Consider the following 26762-nt stretch of genomic DNA (forward strand, 5'->3'; position numbering starts at 1 on the left):
TTACTTTTTATAAAACTTCTTTGAAAGTTTGCTACAAATTCTATTTTTTTTAAAACTTTTTTCATTTCTCACAAAAAGAAAAGCTAAAATTTATTTTTATTTTGCTACCTTAATGTTGCATATTCTAAAAAATTATTATTATTCTATTTTAAGGAGAATCTATGCGAACAAAATGGGTAGAAACCCGAAAAAATGACAAAATTAAAACTCAACTCCATTATGCAAAAAAAGGAATTATTACTCAAGAAATGGAATATGTGGCTAATATCGAGCACTTAGAAGCCGAAACTATTAGAAAAGAAATCGCCAAAGGGCGCTTGATATTACCCTCCAATGTCAATCATACCAATCTAGAACCTATGGGTATTGGGATTTCTGTAAGGACAAAAATTAATTCCAATATCGGAAGCTCTGCCCTTGCAAGCTCCATAGAAGAGGAAGTTCAAAAAACAATCATCTCTATCAAATATGGCGCTGATACCATTATGGATTTAAGCACAGGTGGAGATTTAGATTCTATTCGTGAAGCAGTAATCAAAAACTCTAGCGTCCCAATTGGAACTGTGCCCATCTATCAAATTTTACACGATGTTAAAAATGATATTAATGCCTTAACTATTGATAAAATGCTAGAAGTTATGGAAAGACAAGCCAAGCAAGGCGTTAGCTATTTCACAATTCATTGCGGATTCTTACTAGAACATATGCCTCTTCTAGCCAAACGCAAAATGGGAATCGTTAGCCGTGGAGGTAGCCTAATGGCTTCTTGGATGATGCATTATCACAAGCAAAATCCTTTCTATGAAGCTTTTGATGATATTTTAGAGATTTGTCAAAAATATGATGTTTCTTTAAGCCTTGGAGATTCTTTGCGCCCAGGTTGCTTGGCTGATTCAAGTGATGCAGCTCAACTTGGTGAATTAAAAGTCTTAGGGGAATTAACCAAAAGAGCTTGGGAAAAAGATGTTCAAGTAATGGTTGAAGGTCCAGGTCATGTCCCAATGAATGAAATTGAACGCAATGTCGAACTTCAAAAAGAACTTTGCTTTGAAGCACCTTTTTATGTTCTAGGACCGCTAGTTACAGATATTGCTGCAGGATATGATCATATTGCTTCAGCCATTGGAGCAGCCATTGCTGCTTGGAAAGGTGTTGCTATGCTTTGTTATGTTACCCCAAAAGAGCATCTAGGTTTGCCTAATGCTAAAGATGTGCGTGAGGGAATCATTGCTTATAAAATTGCCGCACACGCTGCAGATATTGCTAGAGGGCGCATTAATGCTAGAGTAAGAGATGATGCAATGAGCAATGCGCGCTATAATTTTGACTGGAACAAACAATTTGAACTCGCACTTGATCCAGAAAGAGCAAAAGAATATCACGATGAAAGTTTGCCACAAGAAGTTTTCAAAGAAGCAAAATTCTGTTCAATGTGTGGTCCAAAATTCTGCAGTTACAAAATTTCACAAGAAATTATCGAACAAAATAGTTAAAAAGGAAAAAGATGAATCAAGAACAACTAGTTAGCTTATTAAAAGAAATTATTTACCCTAATTTCGAAAAAGACATTGTAACCTTTGGGTTTGTAAAAGAAATGTTAATTCACGAAAATGCGGTTTCACTTCGCGTTGAAATCCCATCAGCTTCCCCCGAAGTAGCCGAAACGCTTCGCACACAAATCACACAAAAACTCAATGCTCAAGGTATTAATAAAATCAACCTTGACATTAAACAGCCCAAACCGCAAGCCCAAAATCAAAAACCGCAAGGCACAAAAAATCTCGCTCCACAAATTAAAAACTTTGTAATGGTAAGCAGCGGTAAAGGTGGGGTTGGAAAATCCACTACAAGTGTTAATCTTGCAATTGCTCTAGCTCAACAGGGCAAAAAGGTAGCCTTACTTGATGCTGATATTTATGGTCCAAATATACCGCGTATGCTAGGTTTGCAAAATGACAAACCAGAAGTGGATCAAAAACTCAAAAAACTCATTCCACTACAGGCTTATGGAATCGAGATGATTTCAATGGGAGTGCTTTATGATGAAGGACAAAGTCTTATTTGGCGTGGTCCAATGATTATTCGCGCCATTGAGCAAATGCTTAGCGATGTTTTATGGGACAATTTAGATGTAATGGTTATTGATATGCCACCAGGAACGGGAGATGCGCAACTAACTTTAGCTCAAAGTGTCCCTGTTACAGCTGGAGTTGCTGTCTCTACTCCACAAAAAGTAGCATTAGATGATGGTGCAAGAGCCTTAGATATGTTTGCAAAACTCAAAATTCCTGTTGCTGGGATTATTGAAAATATGAGTGGCTTTATTTGTCCTGATTGTGGCAAAGAATATGACATTTTTGGCAAAGGCACCACTGAAGAAGTCGCTAAAGCTTATGGAACAAAAACTCTAGCACAAATCCCAATTGAACCAAGCGTAAGAGAAGCAGGAGATAATGGAAAACCAATTGTCTATTTCCATCCTGATTCAAAATCTGCTAAAGAATATTTAAAAGCCGCTAAAGAATTATGGGATTTTATGGAAGAAGTGAATACCAAGAAACTTGCTGATAATAGTGCAATCCAACCCGTAGATACTGGCAAATCTGCTTGTTCTTCTTAAGTTTTTAAGCAAATTCCTTTAAGGATTTGCTTAAGATTCTATCTTGCCAAATTATGAATGCCAATTTTTCTTTATTTTTTTATATTTTCCCCTCTTAGCTCTAGCAAAAACAACCAAATTATGACGGAATTTCCTTGCTAAATTTTGCGCTTTTTTTAGCTTTTTAGCACCTAGGGCATAAAGCATTTGATATTCCTCTGGAGAATAAAACCACTCCCCCTTAGGCTGAAAAAATTTAAAATCTATACTATTAAGCTTTGCAAGTCTAGCTAATTCTGCAAAGATTCCATCAGAAATATCCATTCCCGCTTTAGCAATCTCATTAAAAGCTAAAATCATTTTGGGATATAAAATAGGAAAATCAAAACGAGAATTTTTAAGAATCTGATCAAAGCGTAAAGCATTTTTAAGATGCTTAAGATTCTTGCCAAAAGCTTGTTTGTTAGACAAATTTAATGGACTTCTTGGACTAAGATAAGCTAAAAAATCACCCTTTTGAATTGGTTTTCTAAAAAGTGTTTTTTTACCTTTTTCTCCAAGAATCGTAAAAGAAAAATGTAGCTTTTCCCCTACAATAGTATCACCACCCACGATTTTAACACCAAAACCTTGCGCTATAGCGCTAAAAATTCTTGCTAATTCCTTTGCTTCTTTAAAATCCTTTGGAATACAAAGTGTTAATAAAGCAAACTTTGGAATCGCATTCATCGCATAAATATCCGAGAGATTAACTAAAAAAGCCTTTTTGAAAATCCTATCTAAGCTCCCCCACTCTCGCTTAAAATGAATCCCTTCAAAAAAAGCATCATTTGCTACAACAAAATCACCAAGCACAACCCCATCATCACCTATGCCAAAACTTGTTTTGCTTTGCGTTAATTCCTCAATAAAAACCTTTTCTCTATCTCTCATTGTTTTGCTATTTTTTAGTCAATTCTCATACTCATATCAATCCAAGTTGCTTGATGGATTATCGCTCCACTTGAAATTGCATCTATCCCACTTTTAGCATATTCTTTTAAATTAGCCAAAGTAATATTGCCACTAGCTTCTAACAATACATTTGGCGCAATTAAATCTCGCATTTTAACAACTTCTTTAATTGCTGCAGCCTCCATATTATCGCACATTAAAATATCAATTCTTGATTCTAAAGCTTCTTTGGCTTGTAAAATATTTTCACATTCTACTTCTATTTTGGTGGTAAAGGGGATTTTCTCTCGTATTTCTTGAATAAACTTACTTAATGATAAAATCCTTGATAAATGTGTGTCTTTTAACATCAAACAATCATCTAAGCCAAAACGATGATTAATAGCTCCACCATTTCTCGTGGAATATTTTTCAAAATCTCTAAGCAAAGGTCGTGTTTTTCGCGTATCTAGTAATACACACTGCGTCCCTTCTAGAGCCTTAACATACTTATTTGTAAGAGTAGCAATTCCACTGGAATGCTGTAAAAGATTCAAAATAGTTCGCTCTGCTCCCAAAATCGCACTCATCTTGCCCTTGAAAGTTGCAATTTTAGTTCCCTTGCAAAACGCCTCTCCATCTTTTAGAGAAAACTCTACTTCAATGCCTAATAATTCACACAGGCGATCCACATAGATTCTGCCTGATAAAATACCATCTTCTTTGACTATAATATAGCTTTCTACTGCAATATTGTTTTCAATTCTTGAGTATAAATCTCCCTTGCCCATATCCTCTTTTAAAGTTGCTCTCAAAAAATCATCTAATAAAATCTTATGCATTATCTATCCTTATGAAAGTTCTAACATTTTCTCTAAAGCCCGCTTGGCTTTTATTGCCACTTCCTCTTTGAGTAATATTTCATTATATTCTTCCCCCCTATCCAAAGCTTCCAAGACATTCAAAACATCTTGCAAAGTTGTTTCATTCATTGTAGGACATTCAGGCTTAGTAGAAGAAAGCACAAAGGTATTTTGAATTCCATTATAAGGCTTTCTTAGGCGATTTACAAGATTAAATTCTGTCCCTACTACAACCTTTTGAGCTGGATCTAATTTTTGCACATATTGAATAATTTGACTAGTAGAACCAACAAAATCTGCCTTTTGCACAACACTAGGGGCGCATTCAGGATGCACTGCCACCAAAATATCAGAATATTTTTGCCGATAAAAATCCACATCTTCTGCTCTAAAAAGCTGATGCACTGAACAAAACCCATCATAGCAAATAATATCCGCATCTAAAATTTTTTCCTTTGAATCTAGCCCCAAAACCGCACTTTTTAAGTCATTTTGAGAAGCTAGATTCTGCCCTAAGCACTTATCGGGCAAAAAGAATATTTTTTTATTATGTTTGAGAGCATAATCCATAATTTTAGCTGCATTAGCACTTGTGCAAACCACTCCTTCAAGCTCTGATACTTTTGCTTTAACTTCTGCGTTAGAATTAATATAAGTTATGGGAAAAATAGAATTAATTCCATATTCTCTTAATTTTTCAATAGATTTATCAAAATAAGTATCATCAATCATTCTAGCCATAGAACAACAAGCAATCTTAGGCATAAAAACACGCTTTTGTGGTGCCAAAATTTTCACACTCTGACCCATAAAGCCAACCCCACAAAACACTATATTTTTATTGCTGCTTTGAGAAGATTTTCTAGCTAATTCCAAGCTATCTCCAATTAAATCTGCAATTTCCACAATCTCATCACGCTGATAGAAATGTGCCACTAACAATACATCAAGCTTCTTTTGCAATTCTTTGATTCTTGCTTTCATTTTCACTCCTTGTATTTGGCAATCTGTTGTCCAAAAAGCACTTTTTCTCTAGGCTTTAGATCATATTCCCAATTTTTTGAAAGAATTACAATCGTTGAACCCATATGAAAACAGCCTATTTCCTCACCTTTTTTAATTTTTATGGGATTTTTGTATTCATAGATTTTATTCATTTTAAGATTAACAATTTCTGATTCTATATTAATTTGAATTTTCCCCACATTCAAAGCACCAATTGCCACATAATAAAAAGTATTACCAAAATCATCTTGACATTCCAAAACCACTCTTTTATTTTTATTAAAAAGATTATCATTTTTAAGTAGCGATTTTTCATTGACCGACAAAAGTATTCCTTGTATAACTTCAATTCTTTTTACTTCCAAATTAACTGGTGCATGGAATCGATGATAGTCTCTTGGTGAGAGATAAAAATTAACAAAAGAATAATGTTCATCTAAATCTTGATGGATAAAATCTCTTAACCCATAGCTTTTTCCTTTGATTTGCATTGCCATATTACCTTTACAAACCCCGCTTTCCATTATCATTCCATCACAAGGAGATATCAATGTATTTTCCATCCTATCAAAACTTCGCATCTTAACTAATGAGCGAGTAAAAAGTGCATCAAGTGTGGGATAACTCTGCAAAGTGTCAAACTCTTCTAAATCAATTTTAAATAGTTTAACATATGTCTTATTGATTAAAAATTGTAACTTAGAGCAAAAGGCAAAGCAAGACAATTTTTCAAAAATTTGTGAAATCAAATTTGTATAATGCAAGATTACTCCTTTATCCAAATAGAATATTCATTTAAATTAGGGCGGTTTTGAAGCACTTCAAAAGGTTTAAATTTTTCTTTATATCCCATAGAATAATGGTCTTTTATCCAATACCCAGGATAAAGATATTTGATATTATACTCTTTTGCAAAGGCAATTTGTTTAAGAATAGAATAACTTCCAATAGAAAATTTTTTAAAATCGTGATCGTAATAACAATACACCGCCGAAATTGCATTATCTAAAACATCAACTAGCGCCACTCCAACTAGCTTTTCTTCATAATAATAGTCAAATTCATAACCAAAATCTTGATAACCCTGAACAAAGGTTTCATAATAAATTTCTAAAGTGCTTTTTTGATACTCCCAACCTTTTTTATCGTGCATTACTCTATGATATTTTTCATAAAGCTCCAAATGCTCAAAACTCACTCTTGGTCTTGTAATTTTAAGCTTTAATGGATTTTTTAGGATTCTTTGATGAGACTTTGAAAAAATGAAATTTTCACAATCTTGGCGAATTGAAATACATTCCTCACAACCTTGACAAATAGGCACAAAAAAATAACACCCAAAACGCCTCCAACCCCGCTGTAACAACAAATCATAAAATTCTTTACTGCACTGCTTAATATAAAAATAACGAAATTTAGATTCTATTCCCTCTAAATAACTACAAGGTTTTGAGCTTTGAATAATTTCAAAAATTTCCATTATCTCACACTAAGCAAAATAGAAGAATCATTTACATTTTTAGCGGTAGCTTGAAACTCTTTTTTGGCATTGGTTACTTTTAATAAATAATTGCGTGCTTCTTCATATTTCAATGAGGTTCTAAGTTTGCGATACACTTCTGCCGAAGTCATAGAGTTAATCACTTCAACTGCTTTTTTTCTATCTTTATGAAAAACTGAAAGCACATTTCCACTCCCCGTGTTATAAGCAGCAATCACACAATATTCGTGAGAAAGGCTATTTTTAATCCCTGTTAAATAACGCGAAAAAAGAATATCCAAATAAGTCGAACCATATTGAATATTAATCTTTGGGGTAAATAGCATCTCTTTAGTTGGAATACCATCTTTGTTATTTAGCGCTCTATAAACATCTCGCCCAGCACTTGCAGGAACGACTTGCATAAGTCCATAAGCAGGAATATGACTAACCGCATAAGGATTAAAGCTGCTTTCTGTTTTAATAATAGCAAAAATCAAAGCTTGTTCTATGCCATACTCTTTAGCATATAGCGCCACATATTCACCATATTTATGCTCACTTTGAATCTCTCTATCTGCCACCATATCAAACTGCACATAATAGACAACCTTTTTCTGTCCTTCTTCTTTTATTTCCCTTGTTTTTAAGCTATTATCAATCAAATAAGTTGCATAGCGATTTGCCCTCCACGGATACAAAATCACTTTTCCCTCATTATCTTTGACCAAATTTGCCAAATAAGGAGTCCCTGAATAAACCACCTCTTTATCCGAATACAAATCCACCTTTTCTGGATCATCTGGGGTAAGCAAGGTCGTTACAATCGCTTTGTGTAAGGCTTCTTTGGGATTTTTAGTATCCAAAGTTGAAACCAAAATCACACCTTTAGCAAAATCAACTTCCGCGCGAGATAGGTAAGAATCAGTATATTTTACATACACTTCTTGGGAGGCAGTTTGCGCATCATCTTTACCCCAATTCTGGATAACTTTTTGTGTTAATTGTGCAACAATTTTTTTAAAATTAGCTTGAAGATTTTTAATGAGACTTTCTAATTGCTCAGAATCCAAAACTTCTTCTAAGAGTGCATTAATGGCCGTATCTAAAGTCGGTTCAGCATTAGATTTTGCTACTTCTAAAGTCGTATCCACTGCTTGATTAATAACTTTTTTTACAACTTGTTCTGTAGAAAAGTTTTGTGAGTTATAGATTATATCCCTATAACCTAGCAAACAACCGCCCAAAAAAAGGGCTAGAAAGGCTAATGGGATTAGAACTTTAAAAGATTTCAAGAAGCTAACATTCCTTCTTTAATTTCTTGAGCTTTTTGTTTTGAAGCTAAAATTTCAGCCAAATAAAATGCAAATTCTAAAGCAGTTGCAGGTCCTTTTGAGGTGATAATATGACCACTTTGAATCACGTTTTTATCTTTTTTATAATTTATATTTTCTATATTTTTTTCAATACCTGGATAACAAGTGAAATCACAATTTTCTAATACACCCATTTTAAAAAGTGCCAATGGGGCAGCGCAAATAGCAGCAATAATTTTACAATCAGAGTGCAATTTCAAAACAATTTCTTTTAATTCACTAGAAGCGATAAGATTCTGTGTTCCTTCCCAACCTCCAGGAAAAACAACCGCATCTAAACTAGACCTATTGATTTCTCTAAGCGAAGCATCTGCAATAACTTTTATACCACCTTGAGAAATCACCTCTAAAGAATCATTTAAACTAGCAACCACGACTTCGCAACCCACTCTTCTTAAAACATCAATAATCGTAATTGCCTCTAATTCTTCAAAACCCTTGCCAAGTGGAATCAAAACCTTTGCCATTAGATACCTTATTTAACTTTATCTAGGTATTCGCCTGTTTCAGTATTAACACGAATCAAATCACCCTCTAAAACATGGTAAGGCACTTGCACGACCGCACCTGTTTCTAAAGTAGCAGGTTTTTTACTTGCACTTGTCGTATCGCCTTTAAAATTTGGTGGAGTTTCTACTACTTTTAACTCAACCGTTTGTGGCACATCAACCGATATTGCTTTACCATTATGAAATAAAATACTTACTACCATTGATTCTGTCATCCACTTTGCAACATCGCCAACTTGATCTTCACTCAAGCCAATTTGCTCATAAGTTTCATTATCCATAAATTGAAAGAAGTCTCCATCGTGATAAAGAAACTGCATTGATTTTTCTTGCAAATTTGGCTCTTCGCATTTATCACCGGCATGAAAAGTTTTTTCTAGCACTCGACCATCTAAAAAAGATTTCATTTTTACTCGCACAAATGCAGCACCTTTACCAGGCTTTACATGTTGATATTCTGTGATTCTATAGGGGACACCCTCTAACTCAATCTTTAAACCTTTTTTTAAATCTCCCATTGAATAAGCCATTTTTTTCCTTTTTATTAAATTTTATTTGAACTTCCCAAAATATCCATTCTCTCTGCCATAACCCTAACCATTGCTTCCTTAGCAGGGGCAAAGAATTTACGCAAATCAAATTGTGTTTTATCTTCATTGGCTACGCGTCTAACTTCTGCCATAAAGGCTATTCGCAAATCAGTGTCTGTATTAACCTTATTAATCCCACCCTTTATAGCTTCTTGCAAGAAATCAAAAGGCACACCCTTGCTTCCTTTTAAATCTCCACCTGTGTTTAAAAAACTCGATCTCACATAATCAGGAATCGCACTAGCACCATGAAGAACAAGTGGAATCTTAGTCCTGCGCTTCACTTCTTGCAATCGCTCAAAATCAAGCTTTGGCTCTCCTTTAAATTTAAATGCACCATGACTTGTCCCAATAGCAGGAGCTAAAAAATCTACTTTGGATTCTTTAACAAATTCTTCTGCTTCTTGTGGATTTACCAAACAAGCGTCTTTTTCATCTACTGAAATATTATCTTCAATCCCCATTAATCTTCCAAGTTCTGCTTCTACACTTACACCTGCGATATGAGCAACTTCAACCACTTTTTTTGTCTCTGCTAAGTTTTCTTCAAAAGGATGATGACTAGCATCGATCATTACCGAAGTAAATCCTGCCCTAATAGCGCGAACACAAGATTCAAAACTAGTCCCATGATCCAAATGCAATGCAATAGGAATATGTGAATAACGATTAGCAAGAATCTTTACCATTCCCACTGCCATATCAATCCCCATATATTTAATAGCCCCTTCACTGGCTTGGACAATAATAGGCGAATTTTTAAGATTTGCTGCTTCAAAAATAGCACTAAGCATTTCATAATTTACAAAATTAAATGCCCCTACTCCATAGTTTTCTTGATTAGCCTTTTGCAAAATTGCATTTCCACAAACTAACATATAAGCCCTTATTTAATAATTTCTACTTTAGCTTTAGCGCGCAAATCTTGACCTTCTTTTCTAACATTCTCTTGGAATTTTGTCAATTTTAGATTTTGCTCAATTTGCTCACTCACTTCTTTAAGTCCTAAAGTTGTTGTTGGGCGTTTATCATCAACATAAATCACATGGTATCCAAATTGTGTTTTTACTGGAGTTTGAGTGTATTTACCCTTATCAAGCTTGAAAGCCGCATCTGCAAACTCTGGGACAACTTGACCTTTTGCAATCCAACCTAATTCTCCGCCATTTTGCGCACTACCATCTTTAGATTTTGCTTTGGCAAGTTCCTCAAACTTACTTGCAACATTTTTACCTGCTTTTTTAAGTTCAGCAATAATGCTTTTAGCATCTGCTTCGCTACTAACTAAAATATGCTTAACTTTAGCAGTTTCTGGCTGAACAAATTTAGCCTTATTTTGATTATAGAATTTTTCAATTTCAGAGCTAGAAACCTTCACTTTTTCCATTTCTTGGCGCATCCAAACTTCTAATGCCAAGTCTTCCTTAACGCTTTCTAAGGCGTTTTTAAATTCTTTTGATTTTTCAATACCCTCTTTCTTGGCTTGAGCAATTAAAAGTTTTCTTTCGATAGCCTGATTCACCACTTGATCTTTTGCCTCTTGTGGTAATTGCGCAAAAGAAACCCCCGGCATCGCTCTCATAAGCGCTGCAATATCTTTTTCTGTAATCTCATCACCATTAACCTTAGCAAAAGTCTCTGCAAAACTCACACCCTGCAATAAAGAAAATGCTATAGCTGAACTCAAAAGTATTTTTTTCATATTTAAAACCTCGTTAAGAATTTTTTTAAGATTCTATCCTTATTTTTTTAAATATTTAATTAACTAAAACAAAGATTTTAAATTTTATAAACAAAAAATTTTGAAGATAAACTGAAGCAAAAGGCAAAGCAAGAAATGTAATTTTAATTTTAGAGATTCTAAGTTTCACCTAGAATCTCTAATAAAAAATCAATAAGAAGAAGTTTTAGAATCAATCACCCTATAATTATAAGGCTTATTGTTCTTATCTAATTCCAAAAGTTCTTTTGGAGCAGGACCATTAATTTCTTCATGTTTATAATATCGTTCACCTGCTTTATGTCCATTCAAATCCACTTTATAACGAATCTCCCCTGGATTATATTTTTGAATATCTTCAAAACCTAAATTAGAAGTTTTAAAGTCTTTGATTCCATTTGCATTAGCGATTTCTACAAGCTTTGTTTGCCCCATTCTAGCCATTTCAACAGCTTGAAGTAACATTCTACTTGCCTCTCTTGGATTATGGAAACCAGTTGAGTTTTCAGCACCCACAAAATCACCTCTCATTTGACCTTTTCTGTGCAACTCCAAAGGTTCTTTTAATGCTGCAGAAATTTTTGCATCATCAGGTTTGCCATTAGTTTGATAACTAGGCATTGCACCAAGTTTTTCACGCAACACTTTAATATCTTCAATTAAACTTACCATTGCATATTCTGCACTTCTTAAATCATAAGCTACAGATTTTTGAATATCTGCCACTTGTTGTCTAAGATATTCTTCACTTTGAGTGTGGCAAGACTTGCATGCTGCATTAATATCTTGCAATGGTGAAGTAATATTGTGCTGTGTCATTTTCTTAGAACCTTTTCTAATATAAGGCATATGGCAATCTGCACAGCTTACGCCATTAGCCGCATGCACACCACCACTATAAAGCTCTGATTCTGGGTGCTGAATCTTAAGCATCGGTGCTTTAGTAAATTTATGCGTCCAATCTTTATCAAACACATCTCTTATTTTTTCATAATGTGCATCAAACATTTCAATTCTAAAAGGTTCATTTCTCTTCCATTCACTCCAAGGGAATACAAGCTCTAAGCCATCAACTTCAATTTCTGTAGGTTTGTTTCCATCTCTCCAAACATCAATTTCATCATAAGTTTTTTGTGTGCCATTCCACCACTTTTTACTTGGATCATTAGCAATTGATTCGCCTATTGCTTTTACTTTTGTTCCTGTTGGTTTAAAATAATATTCCACATGACATTGTGAGCACACAAGCGTTCTCATCTCTTCTCTTGAAGCCTTTACCCCTGTTACTGGATCAGGTTCATAACCCCTAAATTTCACTAATGCATTAATAGCTGCTTGTCTTGTAAGACGCAATTGCATATCATTTGGATTATGGCAATCTGCACAAGTTACTCCCATTCTTGTCCCTCCATGTGGTCCGCTATGATCAACAACACCTTCTACTTCAGGCACATTCTTAATCATTGTCCAATATTTTGTAGAGTTAAAAGAAATCCATTTCTCTTCTGGAGTATCTCCAATTCCCATATTTTTAAGTAACCACGGACTCCAACCACTATGACAATTCATACAAGCTGTAGGTTGTCCATTAAAAGCCGCAAAACCATGAGCATTTAAAAAATCTTTATTGTTTCTTGCCGTATCCATCTGATCAACTTGAATCCAAAAATGCCCTCTTTCCTCATTAGCATCAAGACTAAATGGATATCCCGCCCAAAGAATTGTAAGCTGTGGATAGCGAATAAGCTTTGAATAAGCTAGATTTCCACCAAATTCTGTTGAAATAGGCTTCTCTGTTTCCACCGTCAAATACATATCTAAATAATCAGGGAAATTTTTACCCCAATGATCAAAAGTTGGATTATCATCGCTCATTTCCACAAAGCCCTTTGAGCTAATTCCTCCCGTTCCTTCAGATTGCTTTTTAGCAATATCACTATTTAACCATAACAACCCTGCAATAATAATCACTGCAACAATAACTAAAATTGGCAATACAGGTGATTTCTTTTGCATTTTAACCTCCTAAAATAATTTAAAAACCTCTTTTATGTCCCACACTTTCGTGACAAGACACACAGCTAAGCGACCCATTTCCATGTGGATTTGTTGTTGGATTTACAACATTGCTAACCATTTCACTATGACAGCGCACACAATTATCTTGAATCATATTTTTTGATTTTTGCGTTGCAGTTAAGTTTGTTGGCAAAACATCTAGCTTAAAGGTAAAAGCATAGGCGTGTCCCACTCCACTTTCTGCTTTTGCAACCCATTTTTCCACAAAGTTATGTGGCAAATGACAATCATTGCAAGTTGCGCGTGGCTTACCAGCTATTTTTTGTGAATGTGCCCCCCTTGACCAATCATTATAAACATCATTCATAATGTGGCAATTGTTACAAGCTTCGCTATCATTGCTAAAATAAGACAAACCCTTTGCATTATAAAAGGTATAAAGCCCTATAACAACAATCACAACGCACAAAAACCCTAGCAATCCTGCCATAAATGAGAGCGGTTTTTTAGGTTTATTACCTTCCAATTTACGCTCCTTGAGAAATTTTTGAATTTAAAAATTTTAAATCCAATTTTGAAATTTTAATCACTTCTAAAAAATTTTGCCTTGATTTAAATCAAAAAAGTAAATAATTGATAAATGAAAACTAATTTTTGGGGATATATTTAAAAGTTGGAAGTCCCAAATGATACCTAATAGCAACCAATCTAATCACAAATCCCAACAGCAAAGAACCTATAATCACCAAATCCTCATTGAGATAAAAATAATTTTGACTAACAAATTCCAAAGCAGCATATAAGCTACCAACAATCAAAGCCACACTTGCATAAAGCTCTTTTTGAAAAACAAGTGGAATCCTAGCGCAAAAAATATCTCGCAAAATTCCCCCAAACACACCCGTAATTACCGCTCCAGCCACTGCCATTGCACCACTTGGGTGAAAATCCATTCCAATTCTAGCACCAATCACACTAAACACCGCCAAACCTAGTGCATCTAAAATCAAAAAAGCTTTTTCAAAACGCTCCACAAAATAAGGGATTCTAGTGGTTATCAATGCCGCCACACAAACAATAACCAAATATTCCGGATGCGCTACCCAAGTAAGCGGATAATGCCCAAACAAAATATCCCGAATCGATCCTCCACCAATAGCTGTAACACAAGCAATAAAAATCACCCCAAACCAATCCATATTATGTCGCCCTGCTGCAAGCGCACCTGTCATTCCCTCTGCTGTGATTCCAATAATATACAAAATAGTCAAAAGCATTTTAAGCCTTAAACTCCCTAAATAAATAACCCAAATCCACGCCATTTATTTCTTTTGCATTATATAAATACTCCAAATTTCTTGCACCCTCTTCTAATTCTCTACTTGAAATCCCATGTCGCATAGAGATTCTAGCCTCCAAAAAAGCACTCAAATGATCGCAAAATTTTAAAAATTCTCCATAAATAGCACAACAAGAATCTTCATTATACTTTCCTAAAAACTCTTCACCTTTAGGCAAATACACAACTCCTTTAGTCGTTTTATAGCGATTTGTAAATTCATTTTGCGTAAAATACAAAATATCTTTTTTAATAGCTTCTGGAACTTTTGAAAGTATCTTTTCTCTTACCTCTTCTTCTTCAATTTGCTTTATAAATTCATCTAAACCTTCCACGCTGCGTTTAATAGGAGAAATAATATCTCTCGTTAGAATCTCTGGCAAATCATGGAATAATCCACACAAAAAGTGATTAATCTGCATTTGCCGACAAAATCCCAAATCACAACCTAACAAATAAGCACAAAGTGCTACAACTAAAGTATGTCCCAAGACTGAAGTAGGAGGAACCCTTGGAGTCTGACTCCAACGCTTCTGAAACCTAAGCTGTCCAAACATCGCTACAAGCTCTCTCATATCCTCATACAACACAATCTGCTTAATACCGGCTAAATGATAATGCTCTTCTACTTGCCTATCAATGATATTTCTAATATTTTGCACATCATACATTTTTGGATTAAAATGATAAATAATATCAAATTCCCATTTTGAAGCATAATAATGCGAGGCTTTAAGAATCTCTTTCTCAAGATTCTCAATCTCTCCATATAAATATTTTCGCATTGATTCAAAAAAAGCAAATCTACCCAAATCCTCTTCTAATTCTTTACATACAAAATCCACAAGTTCTTTATTGTGCGTTTGTGTAAGCTTATGGAATACAGGAGGTTTAATATCAGTAAGAATAATACGCTCAAAAAATTCATAACAAAACTGCAAAATCAATCGCTCCCAATCGATTTTTTTGCCATTTTCAATCTCTTCAAAATGCGCCAAAAGGTAAGCAATCACGATTTTATGGGCTTGTTTATCTAGCTCATAAAATTCTACTGGAGTAGCTTGATCATTCCAACGCCTTATATTAGCAGCTACAAAAATTTTTTGTAATAAAGCGACACTAAGTGTAGGTTTTTTCATTTTCATTGCCTTCTCTTAAACAAATTTCTATTTTGATAAATCAAAAATGCCAAATACATAAGCATAACAATGCTAATAGCTACTTTTTCATAAAACTCCAAGCACAAACCCCTATAAATCTTATCAAACTAAATCCAAATTATAACATTATTTAAAAAGCTAAAATAATTTTCTTTCTTTTTTTACTCAAATATTCTTTATCTTAAAAAGCACATCAATACCAGATTTTAAAAATTAAAATTTATTTTTATCTCTTTTTTTGCTAAAATTCCAAGATTAGGTGTAGCGAGTGGTTGCTTTTTAAAGAGGAAAGTCCGAGCTGCTTTGGGATAGGATTCCATTTAACTAATGGCTAGAGTAATCTAAGGGAAAGCGCAACAGAAAACAAACCGCCTTTAGTCTCTAAAGGTCAGGGTGAAAAGGCGGGGTAAGAGCCCACCGAGAGTGTAGCAATACATTCTGTCATTGCAAGCCCAATCTGCAGCAAGAAAGGTATGGTTAGCATCCCAAATTTTTAACCTTTCGCTAGATTTTTGCTGTAAGGCAAAAACAAGATAAATAACCACATAAACAGAACTCGGCTTATAGCTACACCTAAACTAATCTCTCCTAAGGAATCTAAATGAAACAATCCATCATCACTCTAAGTCATGGAAGTGGAGGTATAGAATCTCAAAAACTTATTTCAGAGCTTTTTTATCCTTTTTTAGAAGGCTGTGTAATAGGCGCTGGAGAAGATGCAGGCATTGGTGAATTAGATTCTATTTCTAAAGGAAAATTTGCTATTAGCACCGATGGTTATACAATCTCTCCATTATTTTTTCCCGGTGGAGATATTGGCAAATTAAGCATTTGTGGAAGCTGTAATGATGTGGCAATGATGGGTGCAAAACCCAAATATTTAAGTGCTAGTTTTATGATTGAAGAAGGATTTTTGATAGATGATTTAAAAAAAATTCTTGATTCTTTTGGAAAAACCCTCAAAGCAAGTGGCGCAAAACTCCTTTCAGGAGATACCAAAGTCTTGCCAAAAGGAACACTAGATAAGATTTTTATTACCACAACAGCTTTAGGCGAATTTCTCTATCCACATTTACAAATTAGCGCTTCTAATATTTCGCAGGATTGTTGTATCTTAGTAAGTGGAGAAATCGGGAATCATGGAGCAGTAGTGTATTCTAAACGCGAAGAAATTTCCTTGCAAAGTAATTTAGAAAGCGATTGTCAATTACTCTATCCAAGCTTAGAAGAGCTTTTTAAAAACAATATCTCCATTTATGCTTTGCGCGATGCGACAAGAGGTGGAATTGCAAGTGTCTTAAATGAATGGGCAAACACTTCACACATTGGAATTGAAATAGAAGAAGAAGCCTTGCCTATCAAAAATGAAGTGCGTGGAATCTGCGAACTTTTAGGTTTTGAAGCGTGGAATCTTGCTAATGAGGGAATGTGTGTCTTAGCTATTTCCAAAGAAGATTCTAAAAAAGCCCTAGAAATCCTAAAACAAACTCCAGCAGGAAAAAATGCCAGTATAATAGGCTACACCACTTCAACAAACCTTAATAAAGTTATCTTAAAAACCGCCTATGGTGCTAAACGATTCTTGGATTATCCAAGCGGAGAATTACTGCCTAGAATCTGCTAAAATCACAAAAATTCCATTTGCAAAATATTTTATTTTCAAGAATCAAATGGATTTTAAATCATTTGATTCTTGAAATTTTTAAGCAGCTAGAAGTTTTTGTAAATTCCCTACAAGACTTTCTTTAAACAAATTCTCCTCCATTCCATCAAACACAAAACGATTTAAATCCGCAAAAGTCTCATCAAACTGCTTTAAAAGATCCCCAAAAAGACTAGATGATTCTTCCTTAGCTTCAAAGCCCAAAAATGTTTCTTGTAATCCTTTCCACAAAGCAGATAATTCTTGACTAACTCCATTATTAGCGCTTTCTAATGAGCTAAGACTAAAGGAATATTGCGCAGCACTAAAGCTAAAGACGCTTAATGAAGTTTGGTTTCCACTTAAAAGACTTCCACTGCTTTGAGAAAAGTTAAAATTAATATTCAAGTTTTGCAAATAAGCGCGACTTGCTGCAACCTGCATTCCTTGTTGTAAATTAACACCTAACTCATCTTGTGTATTATTAATAGGATTTTCAGCTACAAAATCAATATGATGAATCGCCCCAAGACTTCCATCTTCTCGCATAAAATTAGAAGTTTGTTGTTTAATTCCTAGCAAATCCCCCTCTTCTCCCCTCATCATCTCTTGACTTTCTTTTGCGTCAAGATAAATCACGCCAATTCCTTTTTCTCCAAGCCCTACTAACTCGCCCTCGCCCTTTTGGTTAGGCGTCCAGATTCTTAGCTTATCATAAATAGGATCATTTTTGTCAATCTTACCATCTTGATTAGAATCATAAACACTCAAATCCTTAAATCCATCACCACTCTTTGTCCCAAAAAGCTCATTTCCATCATTAATTTTACCATCATTATTTTTATCCAATGCCAAAAATCCAGAACCCTCTTTTAGCGTAGAAATTTGATCCTTTTTCCCATCGCTATCAAGATCAAAACTCATCTTTGTATCACTAAGTTCAGTCCCATTCCCTGCATAATCAATCACAAGTGGATCAATCACTTTATTAGAATTTCCAGAATTAGTGCCACCATTGGTTTTGTTTTGTGAATTGATTTGTAAATTTTGCACGAAGCTTTGAGACACGCTAATATTTAAATCAAGTTTTTTACTGACTCCATCTTTGCCTACAATTGTGCCTTGAATTGATAATTCCAAAGATTGTGAAAAACCTTGAGTAATGCTAATCCCACTTCCAAGATCATAGTTAGGGCGCGAAAAGTTTCCATTAAGTAATGACTCTAAAGAAATATTTGAATTAGAAGCATTGCTTGATTTACCGCTAGAAACTCCAAAAACTTCTTCCCAAACCTTAATCACTTCATCTTGAATTTCTGCAATTTTACCCAAAGCCTGATTGATAACTTGCTTATGAAAATCATCTAGCTTACTATTTAAAAGCTCTGTTGATGAGAGAATGTTGGAAGCTTTTTGGCTATTTTCCCCTTCATTATTGATTTGTGGAACGCTATTTGCTTTGTCATTTACAATCTCTTCTCCAAGAGCACTCCAATGCGTGGTGGTATATGAGGCTTGTAGAGAAGAGAAACTCATACTTGTCTGCATCGTTTCTCCTTTATTAAAATTAAATAACAAACTCAATATCGGCTATTCCCCAAAAAACTTAATAAAAAAATAAATAAATTATTCTTAAATTTAAAATCCATTCCACTTTATGCTAGAAACTCCAATAATTCGACACTTTTTTATATTTATCTTTTTATATTTATCTGTATCCTATATAATAACTTAAAAAAAAAATTTAATATTATAAGCTTAGATTAATTAAAGTATTAATACAATTCCACTCATAAATTCATTTAAAGGAGTGTCAATGTCTTACACACAAGATGTTATTGCAAAAGTCCAAAGACTTTATCCAGATCAAGTAGAGTTTCACCAAGCTGTTAAAGAAGTTTTAGAATCAATTGAACCTGCTTTGCAAAAAGATAAAAGATATGAAAAATTCAAAGTGTTAGAGCGAATTGTAATTCCAGAAAGACAAATCAACTTCCGTGTAACTTGGGAAGATGACAGGGGAGAAATCCAAGTAAATCGTGGTTATAGAATCGAATTTAGCTCACTTCTTGGACCTTACAAAGGTGGATTGCGTTTTCACCCAAGTGTTACAGAAGGCATTATCAAATTCTTAGGTTTTGAGCAAATCTTCAAAAACTCCCTAACAGGACTTGCAATGGGCGGTGGAAAAGGTGGAAGTGATTTTGATCCTAAAGGCAAAAGTGATAGAGAAGTTATGCGATTCTGTCAAGCCTTTATGAATGAATTATATCGTCACATCGGCGCACACACTGATGTTCCAGCAGGAGATATTGGTGTGGGTGGAAGAGAAATTGGTTATCTCTTTGGTCAATACAAAAAACTCACTAATCGCTATGATGGTGTGCTTACAGGAAAATCTTTGCTTTGGGGTGGAAGCTTAGTAAGAACAGAAGCAACAGGTTATGGTAGCGTATATTTCGCACAAGAAATGTTAAAACATAGCGAATTTGGATCATTAGAGGGCAAAACTTGTCTAGTTTCAGGTAGCGGAAATGTTGCAATCTACACTATTGAAAAACTTCAACAATTAGGCGCAAAACCAGTAACAATCAGTGATTCTAAAGGTATGATCTATGATGAATCAGGAATTGATCTAGCACTCTTAAAAGAAATCAAAGAAGTTAGACGTGAAAGCCTTGAATCTTATGCAAAAGAAAGATCAAGTGCAAAATACACAAGCGCAAAAGACTATCCAAGCGATCACAACCCACTTTGGAGCATTCCTGCTTTTGCTGCGTTCCCAAGCGCAACACAAAATGAAATTAACGCAAAAGATGCCGACAATCTCCTTAAAAATGGTTGCAAATGTGTAAGTGAGGGAGCTAATATGCCTTCAACAATCGAAGCGGTGCATAAATTCCTTAATGCAAAAATCTGCTATGGACCAGGAAAAGCTGCAAATGCAGGTGGTGTAGCAACAAGTGGTTTGGAAATGAGTCAAAATGCCTCTATGACTTCTTGGAGTTTTGAAGAAGTAGATAAAAAACTTCACAACATTATGCAAAATATCTATGCAAATGCAAGTGAAACTGCAAAGGAATTTGGCGATCCTACAAACCTTGTATTAGGTGCTAATATCGCAGGATTCCGCAAAGTTGCTAATGCAATGATTGAGCAAGGTTTGTGCTAAGACTAGCTTTACTCTTAATCCTTTCCTTTAGCCTCCTTTTTGGAGGTGAAATTTTAAAATTCAAAGAGTATTCTTCAAAATATTCTCTAAATTTTAAAACCACTACTTATCTAATGAGTGAAAAACTCGATGGAATCCGCGGAATCTGGAATGGCAAAACACTTCACACTCGTAACAACAATCTCTTAAATCCTCCAAATTTTTGGCTTAAAAATTTCCCTCCCTTTAGCTTAGATGGAGAGTTATGGTTAGATTATGAATCTTTTGAGCAAACTTCTAGCATTATACGCACTTCAAATCCACATCCAAAAGAATGGCAAAAAATAACCTACTATGTTTTTGATGCGCCAAATGTTTGTCAAAATTGCACCCTTTTAGAAAGACTTGACAAACTCCAAAAATACCTTGATAAAAATCCAACTCCCCATATCAAAATAATCCCACAAATCAAAATCCAAGACAAAACCCATTTGCAAAGCTATTTTCAAAGTATTCTTGATAAAAAGGGAGAGGGAATCATCATTCGTCAAAATGATTCCCCCTATAATAATTCTAATCACTCTTACAAATACAAGCCCTATATGGATAGCGAATGCAAAGTGATTGGCTACACACAAGGAAAAGGTAAATTTAAAGGGAAACTTGGAGCCATTTTATGCCAAGCTAACTTCAAGGGAGAGTTAAAAACCTTTAAAATTGGTTCAGGATTCACTCAAAAAGAACGAGAAAATCCCCCACCAATTAATTCTCTCATCACCTACAAATACAATGGCTTTACCAAAAATAATCTCCCCAGATTTCCCGTGTTTCTTCATATTAGAAATATAGATTTTTAATGCTTTTATGCTTATTTCATTGCTAGACCATTAGTAAATGTATTTTAGACAAACTTGCTTAATCGCATTGATTAAATAACTAAATAATTATATTTCATAGATTCAGTAGAAACAATAGATATTTAACGCAAAAGCTTTTTAAAATTTATGCTTAAACAAAGAGAAGAAAAGATATTAAAAAGAAACTTATAGAAAATATCAAAGAAAACAAGTTAGATTTCACCTATAAATCAAACTTAATTAAAAAAAGTGTAATCATTACTACAATTATCGCAATGAGAAGACTGAGCAGCTCCATTATGGACTCCTATATAATAAGATATTTCCACCCGCATACCCAACCAAATAGCCAATCTTATTATACAGGCTTTGTGAAACCTTTAGTCCATCTACCAAATGGATTGATTAGTTATACTATAAAAAATTTAAACTTGTGCAATATATTTAAACATTTTTCGCTCACTAAAGACGTGACTCATCTTTCATCTATAAGTTTCTTTGTCTATTTTATCATTCCTAACTCTTTAGCATATCAATACTTAAACAAAAAAAATGAATTACAAGCCACCCTTTGGTTAAGATTTATTTTAGTTAATTTCCATATAATCCCTTACATAAAAACGCAATAGGATACTAATCGCTAATTTTTGTTGTAATACCATTTAATCTTTGCGATTAAATGTTGCAAAAAAGAAATCAATGATGAGATTTACAAAAGATAAAAAGATTCACAGCCAATCTCTAATCCCAGATAAGCTTAAGAATCCTTAGTAGATTCTAGTGGCTAAAGCACCTAAGCAAATTTATAGGCTTTTAAAACAAAAGGTAATGGTAGTAAATCTCAAAGCACTTGCCAAAAAGGAGGATTCCATAGAACTTTTTAACGCACTCAAAAACGCCCTAGATGCTAAAAGCGCAGAAGAAAAATGCACTCTAACTGAAGAAATTTTTTATAATTTTAAACATATAAAAATAAATCATAATGCAGAAATACTTCCTTTAATGGCTCCTACTTTTTCTTATTTTTGTCAGATTGTCCCACCCAAAAAAGTCCCACAAGGTAAATATCTAAAAAATGATCTCAACGCAGCCCATCTGCTACATTCCATTGCACACATTGAATTTTCTGCCATTGATTTGGCACTAGATTGTGCTTATCGCTTTAGAAATCTACCCCTAGAATATTATCAAGCGTGGGTGGAAGTCGCATTCCAAGAAGTGCATCATTTTCTCAAACTCAATCAATTGCTTCAAAGCATAGGATTTAGATATGGAGATTTTGGGGTGCACACTTTGCTTTTTGATTCGATGAAAAACTGCGATATTCTTTTAGATAGGATCGCCCTTGTGCCAAGAGGAATGGAAGCTGTGGGGCTAGATGTTAATCCCTTTTTATGCGCCAAAGTCCAAGCAAGCAACCACCCTATTAAAGAAGACTTTTTAAAAGTCTTAGAAATAATCTACCAAGAAGAAATTTCACATGTCTCAAAAGGCAATATTTGGTTTCATTATCTATGCGACAAACAAAGCATTCCCAAGCAAAAACGCGCAGAAGTCTATTTAGAAATCCTTAAAAAACACCATTTTTCATTCCCCAAAGCCAACACCGCTTTCAACACTCAAGCAAGGATAGAAGCTGGCTTCACACAAGAAGAGCTTACAATGCTAAGAGATTCAATATTTCTCTCTAAAAATCCCAAATAATCAATCCAAAGCCACATTAACTTAAACCAGAAACTTAGTCAAACTAATCTTGAATTTAAAAAAGAGTTAAATGATTTTAAATATTAAATTGTAGTTATAAAAGAAGTTTTAGAAGATAACAAAGCCCAAAGGCTTTGTTAAAAAAATTAGAAGCTGTATTTTACTTCCACTCTGAATCTATCTCTATCTTCATCAAGAGGTTTTGCAGCAGCAGCAGTATTATCTACATAAGTATAATCATTTTGCAACATTGCATAGAAAGTTGATACAGTAAGTTGTTTGCTGTGTTGCCAACTGATTTTTGGAGTGATTTCAGTAAATTCAACTTTTTTAATGTTGTTATTTGATGCTACTCCTCTGTTGTAAGAAATATCATTTTCACCCCAAACAAAATCTAAACCAACTTTTAATCTATCATCGATAAATCCATAACTTACACCAGAATAGAATACATCAATATCTTGCTCTGTGCCAAATCCTTGAACACCATAACCTCTAAGCGCTGAAGTAGAAATACCTGTTCCAGCATTTTGCCACCAAATTGCACCAGTTCTAGATACATTTTTACCTTCATCTTCAAGTGAAACTGCTGTTCCATCTGCGAAGTTTGTAATATATCCCAAAGTTACATCCAATGGAAGTTGATAATCATTTCTGAAATCTGCACCCACTTCAACTACAAAAGCATCATTTGATTCTGAAATATTTGCTTTTGGTTTATCTACAGTATTTCCATTTCCATACAATGAATAGAATACAGAATCAGAATCATTATTTAATGCTGCATAAGAGTATTGTAATTTTGCTCTAAGCAAACTACCTTGCCATGAAAGCTCACCAAACACTAAAGCATCTACCGCATCATCGACATAGAATCCCCAAAGTTGTCCGCCAAAGCGACCATAGTTAGTATCAATTCCATAGATACCCGCTAAAGCATAAAGAGGTTTATCAACAGAAGTTTCCTCGCCTATATTAGGAGCAGAACTGATAACTCCATTATTATTATTAACATTCACTTCATTAATAGCCCAAGAATCAAATGCTGCAGCTGCTAAAGTAAGATTTGGAATATCGCTATTAAGTGCTAAGATACCTGTTCCTCTATCACCATCATAAGCGTTTGTTACAGGTGTATCAAGAAGTTGCTTACCGAGTTTGATTGTTGTTGCTGTGCTATCTGGAGTAATAGTCGCATAAAACTCTCTTACACCAAATTGACCATCAGAACCTGAACCAAGATTATTACCAGTGAATGCACCCGGATTTGGAGCTATAGTATTAGGATTACCATCTCCTTTACCATGATTTACATTGTTGCTGTTTTGATACCATACGCCTAAGCCCAAAGCAACATTATTTACCACGGGAGTTTTGAAATCTGCTACTGCTCTCCATTGGTGATTAGCATTTGTACCGCCATTAGCGCCCTCATTGTATCTGTCATCATTGTATCGGTATCTTAAATATCCGCTTACATCAATTCCCTTAATCGCTTCTTCTAGTGGTTGAGCGAAACTTGCTGTAGATAATGCACCTAGTGCAACGCTAGCTGCAAGACTTAATTTGATAAATTTCATTTTAATCTCCTTAAGATTGAATTTCGAAATTACAATCTGATTATACAAAATTTCGCACACAGAAAACAAAATGAATTTGTTTAAAGTCAGAGTTTGCATAATAGATTTCTCGCTTAAAGCTTAGAATCTAAACTCATAAGCTTAACTGCGATTTTAACACAAAGTTTTTACAAATGCAAGAGTTTTAAAAAAATTAAACATAAAAATCTTTAACTTTTAGAAAAACAAATTTTACAATGTCCCTTTATAAAACAAATCAGCAAAATATTTTTCTTAAGAAAAAACTATATTTAATGAGGAATCCCAGCTGTCAATCCACCATCAATCAAATAAAGTTCCCCTGTAATAAAACTCGCCTTTGGGCTTGCTAAAAAATAGATAAGTTCTGCTACTTCACTAGGTTGTCCTATTTTCTTTAAAGGATATTTTTCTCTTTCGCTCTGCCAATAAAAATCTGTATTTCCATTATGCGTAATCTTTGCAAAATCTTGAAATAACTTCTCTGCCATCGGCGTTCTAATAGTCCCAGCACACACAGCATTTACTCTAATTTTTGGAGCTAAATCTATACTTAAAGACTTTGTTATCTACCCTAAAGCACCCTTAGTAAGTCCATATGCAAAGCTATTTGGCTTACCAACAAAACATTGATCCGAAGCATTAATCACAATACTTCCACCCTCTTCTTTCATATAAGGAATAGCAAGTCTCATAGTATTGACATAACCATAAATATTTATTTGGATTATCAAATCAAGCTCTTCATCGCTAATATCAAGAATGGTATTGCAACGATGAATACCTGCATTTAAAGAAATTACATCAAACTTTCCAAATTTTTCTACCGCTTTGGCAATAGCATTTTTAATATCTTCTTTCTTTTTGGTATCTACCGCTATAAAAAGAACATTTTCCAAATTTTATGCTACTTTACACCCTTCCTCTTAATTTATATCCATAAAAGCAACCTTGTAGCCTTTTTGATGAAACTTATACACACAAGCATTACCTATACCTGTAGAACCTCCTGTAATAAATACAAGTTTATCCATAATATTGTCTCCTTTTTATTATTCATAACAAAGCCATTAAGACTTATTTAACTTTAAGATATTTTAATATAAGGCTTGATGAATCCAAAAAGACAATGAAATTTTATTGATTTTTAAAACAAACTTGTAAGCTTTCAAAATCCTACAAGCAAATACCTATAAGAATAAACAATAAGATAATTTTTATAATTAGGCGCATATAAAAATAGTTACTTTAAGTAACCATTTTTATATAAATAAATTACTTTAAATCATAAAACTATTTCATAATAATTGTTTTATCTGCAAAAAACTACTCATCTATCAAAGCATTAAAAAGAACAGATTTCACACAACCCACAAATAAACAATTATCCCAAAGAATCTCACAAAGCTTACGCCTTATAACTCACCTATCACTATTAATCACTATTAAAATATATTTATCAATGATTTTAAAAACCACTACAACTAGCCACCAATAATCCAAATAAATTTAAACCCCACAAACATTCAAACTAACACTCCATTTCCAATCCACTCTAACCCTTTTACTCTCATTTAGCAAAAACCCTGCACTAACACAATCAACAATCCACCCCCCATATATTAAACCTTTCAATCTCTAGCAACTCTTTATCTCACTTATTTCCTTTTAATGCTAGAATTTCTATCTTTTAATTTTTAGATTCCACCTAACAATCCTAATATTAAAATTACAAAATCTATCATCATACGCCCACTCAAAAAACCAATACAAGCCTTTAACCACAAAGATTCCAAGCAGAATCTTTAATCTTTAATCTTTAATCTTTAATCTTTAATCTTTAATCTTTAATCTTTAATCTTTAATCTTTAATCTTTAATCTTGCAACATTTACCTTAAAGTAAATCTCCACCCCAAACCCAATTCCCCATACTAGCAACCACCAAAGCATCAAAAACTCTCTGCTAATATTTCAAAAATACCTATTAAACCTATATTATTCTACTACTCCCAATACATACCATTTCGCACATTTATTCTTTAGCATAGACAATCATAAACTTCTATCTTTTATACACTTTATTCCTAATCCTCTTAAATTTCTATTTATCTGTCTATTTACCAAACAATCATTAATTAAATATTTCAACGAAAAATATTAATATTAACATAAGGCAGTAAGAGTAATATCAAATATTAATAGTGCAATCTTAATGG

Annotated in this window: 23 protein-coding genes, 1 other RNA gene and 1 pseudogene; 7 read left to right on the plus strand and 18 right to left on the minus strand. The window is 34.0% G+C overall.

Translation table 11 applies throughout. The annotated features are described in order from the left end of the window. Positions 1-161 precede the first annotated feature (161 nt). Positions 162-1493: a phosphomethylpyrimidine synthase ThiC gene (thiC, locus tag CCY98_RS06740; protein ID WP_112057805.1), complete on the plus strand. Its 1332-nt coding sequence runs from the start codon at positions 162-164 to the stop codon at positions 1491-1493. A gap of 11 nt (positions 1494-1504) precedes the next feature. Next, positions 1505-2620: an Mrp/NBP35 family ATP-binding protein gene (locus CCY98_RS06745; protein ID WP_112057806.1), complete on the plus strand. Its 1116-nt coding sequence runs from the start codon at positions 1505-1507 to the stop codon at positions 2618-2620. Between the two features lie 51 nt (positions 2621-2671). Here CCY98_RS06745 and CCY98_RS06750 read toward each other — a convergent pair whose 3' ends face one another. The 14 genes from CCY98_RS06750 to CCY98_RS06815 all read right to left on the minus strand — a co-directional run bounded on the left by CCY98_RS06750 (position 2672) and on the right by CCY98_RS06815 (position 15572). Beyond that, positions 2672-3532: a thiamine-phosphate kinase gene (locus CCY98_RS06750; RefSeq protein ID WP_112057807.1), complete on the minus strand. Its 861-nt coding sequence runs from the start codon at positions 3530-3532 to the stop codon at positions 2672-2674. Between the two features lie 14 nt (positions 3533-3546). Beyond that, a complete protein-coding gene (gene nadC, locus CCY98_RS06755) occupies positions 3547-4374 on the minus strand; it encodes a carboxylating nicotinate-nucleotide diphosphorylase (protein WP_112057808.1) in 828 nt (275 codons plus the stop codon). Between the two features lie 9 nt (positions 4375-4383). Further along, complete coding sequence (gene nadA, locus CCY98_RS06760; protein WP_112057809.1) at positions 4384-5379, minus strand: quinolinate synthase NadA; 996 nt, start codon at positions 5377-5379, stop codon at positions 4384-4386. Between the two features lie 2 nt (positions 5380-5381). After that, positions 5382-6164, minus strand: a complete 783-nt coding sequence (locus CCY98_RS06765; protein WP_112057810.1) for a phosphatidylserine decarboxylase — start codon at positions 6162-6164, stop codon at positions 5382-5384. Between the two features lie 2 nt (positions 6165-6166). Continuing rightward, complete coding sequence (locus tag CCY98_RS06770; RefSeq protein ID WP_112057811.1) at positions 6167-6880, minus strand: arginyltransferase; 714 nt, start codon at positions 6878-6880, stop codon at positions 6167-6169. Further along, positions 6880-8175: a murein transglycosylase domain-containing protein gene (locus CCY98_RS06775; RefSeq protein ID WP_112057812.1), complete on the minus strand. Its 1296-nt coding sequence runs from the start codon at positions 8173-8175 to the stop codon at positions 6880-6882. The genes CCY98_RS06770 and CCY98_RS06775 overlap by 1 nt, the downstream gene beginning before the upstream one ends. Then, the gene (locus tag CCY98_RS06780) at positions 8172-8723 is read right to left on the minus strand and encodes a DJ-1 family glyoxalase III (RefSeq protein WP_112057813.1); all 552 of its coding nucleotides are present in this window, start codon (positions 8721-8723) and stop codon (positions 8172-8174) included. The genes CCY98_RS06775 and CCY98_RS06780 overlap by 4 nt, the downstream gene beginning before the upstream one ends. Positions 8724-8731: 8 nt before the next feature. Next, on the minus strand, positions 8732-9295 hold the full coding sequence (gene efp / locus CCY98_RS06785) for an elongation factor P (RefSeq protein WP_112057814.1): 564 nt from the start codon (positions 9293-9295) through the stop codon (positions 8732-8734). Positions 9296-9309: 14 nt separating this feature from the next. Beyond that, a complete protein-coding gene (locus CCY98_RS06790) occupies positions 9310-10233 on the minus strand; it encodes a class II fructose-bisphosphate aldolase (protein WP_112057815.1) in 924 nt (307 codons plus the stop codon). Positions 10234-10241: 8 nt separating this feature from the next. Beyond that, the gene (locus tag CCY98_RS06795) at positions 10242-11057 is read right to left on the minus strand and encodes a peptidylprolyl isomerase (protein WP_112057816.1); all 816 of its coding nucleotides are present in this window, start codon (positions 11055-11057) and stop codon (positions 10242-10244) included. 189 nt (positions 11058-11246) lie between these two features. Then, the gene (locus tag CCY98_RS06800; RefSeq protein ID WP_112057817.1) at positions 11247-13091 is read right to left on the minus strand and encodes an ammonia-forming cytochrome c nitrite reductase subunit c552; all 1845 of its coding nucleotides are present in this window, start codon (positions 13089-13091) and stop codon (positions 11247-11249) included. Between the two features lie 19 nt (positions 13092-13110). Further along, on the minus strand, positions 13111-13584 hold the full coding sequence (gene nrfH, locus CCY98_RS06805) for a cytochrome c nitrite reductase small subunit (RefSeq protein WP_181566565.1): 474 nt from the start codon (positions 13582-13584) through the stop codon (positions 13111-13113). 157 nt (positions 13585-13741) lie between these two features. Continuing rightward, on the minus strand, positions 13742-14371 hold the full coding sequence (locus CCY98_RS06810; protein ID WP_112057819.1) for a trimeric intracellular cation channel family protein: 630 nt from the start codon (positions 14369-14371) through the stop codon (positions 13742-13744). A 1-nt stretch (position 14372) separates the two neighbouring features. Next, complete coding sequence (locus CCY98_RS06815; protein ID WP_112057820.1) at positions 14373-15572, minus strand: HD domain-containing protein; 1200 nt, start codon at positions 15570-15572, stop codon at positions 14373-14375. Positions 15573-15849: 277 nt separating this feature from the next. On the opposite strand from CCY98_RS06815, the gene rnpB reads away from it, so the two are divergent. Together rnpB and hypE are read left to right on the plus strand one after the other, a co-directional pair. Beyond that, positions 15850-16173: RNase P RNA component class A (gene rnpB, locus CCY98_RS06820), an RNA gene on the plus strand. Between the two features lie 21 nt (positions 16174-16194). Beyond that, positions 16195-17217 (plus strand): hydrogenase expression/formation protein HypE, encoded by a 1023-nt coding sequence (hypE, locus tag CCY98_RS06825; protein WP_112057821.1) that lies wholly within the window; start codon positions 16195-16197, stop codon positions 17215-17217. A gap of 78 nt (positions 17218-17295) precedes the next feature. Here the strand turns inward: hypE and CCY98_RS06830 are convergent, their stop codons facing one another. Beyond that, positions 17296-18783 carry a hypothetical protein gene (locus CCY98_RS06830; protein WP_112057822.1) on the minus strand — a complete coding sequence of 496 codons (1488 nt, stop codon included), beginning with the start codon at positions 18781-18783 and terminating at the stop codon, positions 17296-17298. A gap of 268 nt (positions 18784-19051) precedes the next feature. Between CCY98_RS06830 and gdhA the strand changes: the two genes are divergently transcribed. The 3 genes from gdhA (at position 19052) to CCY98_RS06845 (ending at position 22947) form a co-directional block, all read left to right on the plus strand. Then, complete coding sequence (gdhA, locus tag CCY98_RS06835) at positions 19052-20407, plus strand: NADP-specific glutamate dehydrogenase (protein ID WP_112057823.1); 1356 nt, start codon at positions 19052-19054, stop codon at positions 20405-20407. Continuing rightward, positions 20401-21243, plus strand: a complete 843-nt coding sequence (locus CCY98_RS06840; RefSeq protein WP_112057824.1) for a DNA ligase — start codon at positions 20401-20403, stop codon at positions 21241-21243. The genes gdhA and CCY98_RS06840 overlap by 7 nt, the downstream gene beginning before the upstream one ends. Positions 21244-22023: 780 nt before the next feature. Further along, positions 22024-22947, plus strand: coding sequence for a ferritin-like domain-containing protein (locus CCY98_RS06845; RefSeq protein WP_258439667.1), 924 nt, complete (start codon positions 22024-22026; stop codon positions 22945-22947). Positions 22948-23093: 146 nt separating this feature from the next. Here CCY98_RS06845 and CCY98_RS06850 read toward each other — a convergent pair whose 3' ends face one another. From CCY98_RS06850 to CCY98_RS08675, 3 genes and pseudogenes are all read right to left on the minus strand, one after another. Then, positions 23094-24527 carry a major outer membrane protein gene (locus tag CCY98_RS06850; protein ID WP_112057825.1) on the minus strand — a complete coding sequence of 478 codons (1434 nt, stop codon included), beginning with the start codon at positions 24525-24527 and terminating at the stop codon, positions 23094-23096. A gap of 290 nt (positions 24528-24817) precedes the next feature. Then, positions 24818-25579: pseudogene (locus CCY98_RS08670) on the minus strand (SDR family oxidoreductase). A 475-nt stretch (positions 25580-26054) separates the two neighbouring features. Then, positions 26055-26180, minus strand: a complete 126-nt coding sequence (locus CCY98_RS08675) for a hypothetical protein (protein ID WP_258439670.1) — start codon at positions 26178-26180, stop codon at positions 26055-26057. Positions 26181-26762 lie beyond the last annotated feature (582 nt).

Source organism: Helicobacter sp. 11-8110 (assembly GCF_003288905.1).
Lineage (GTDB): Bacteria > Campylobacterota > Campylobacteria > Campylobacterales > Helicobacteraceae > Helicobacter_D > Helicobacter_D colisuis.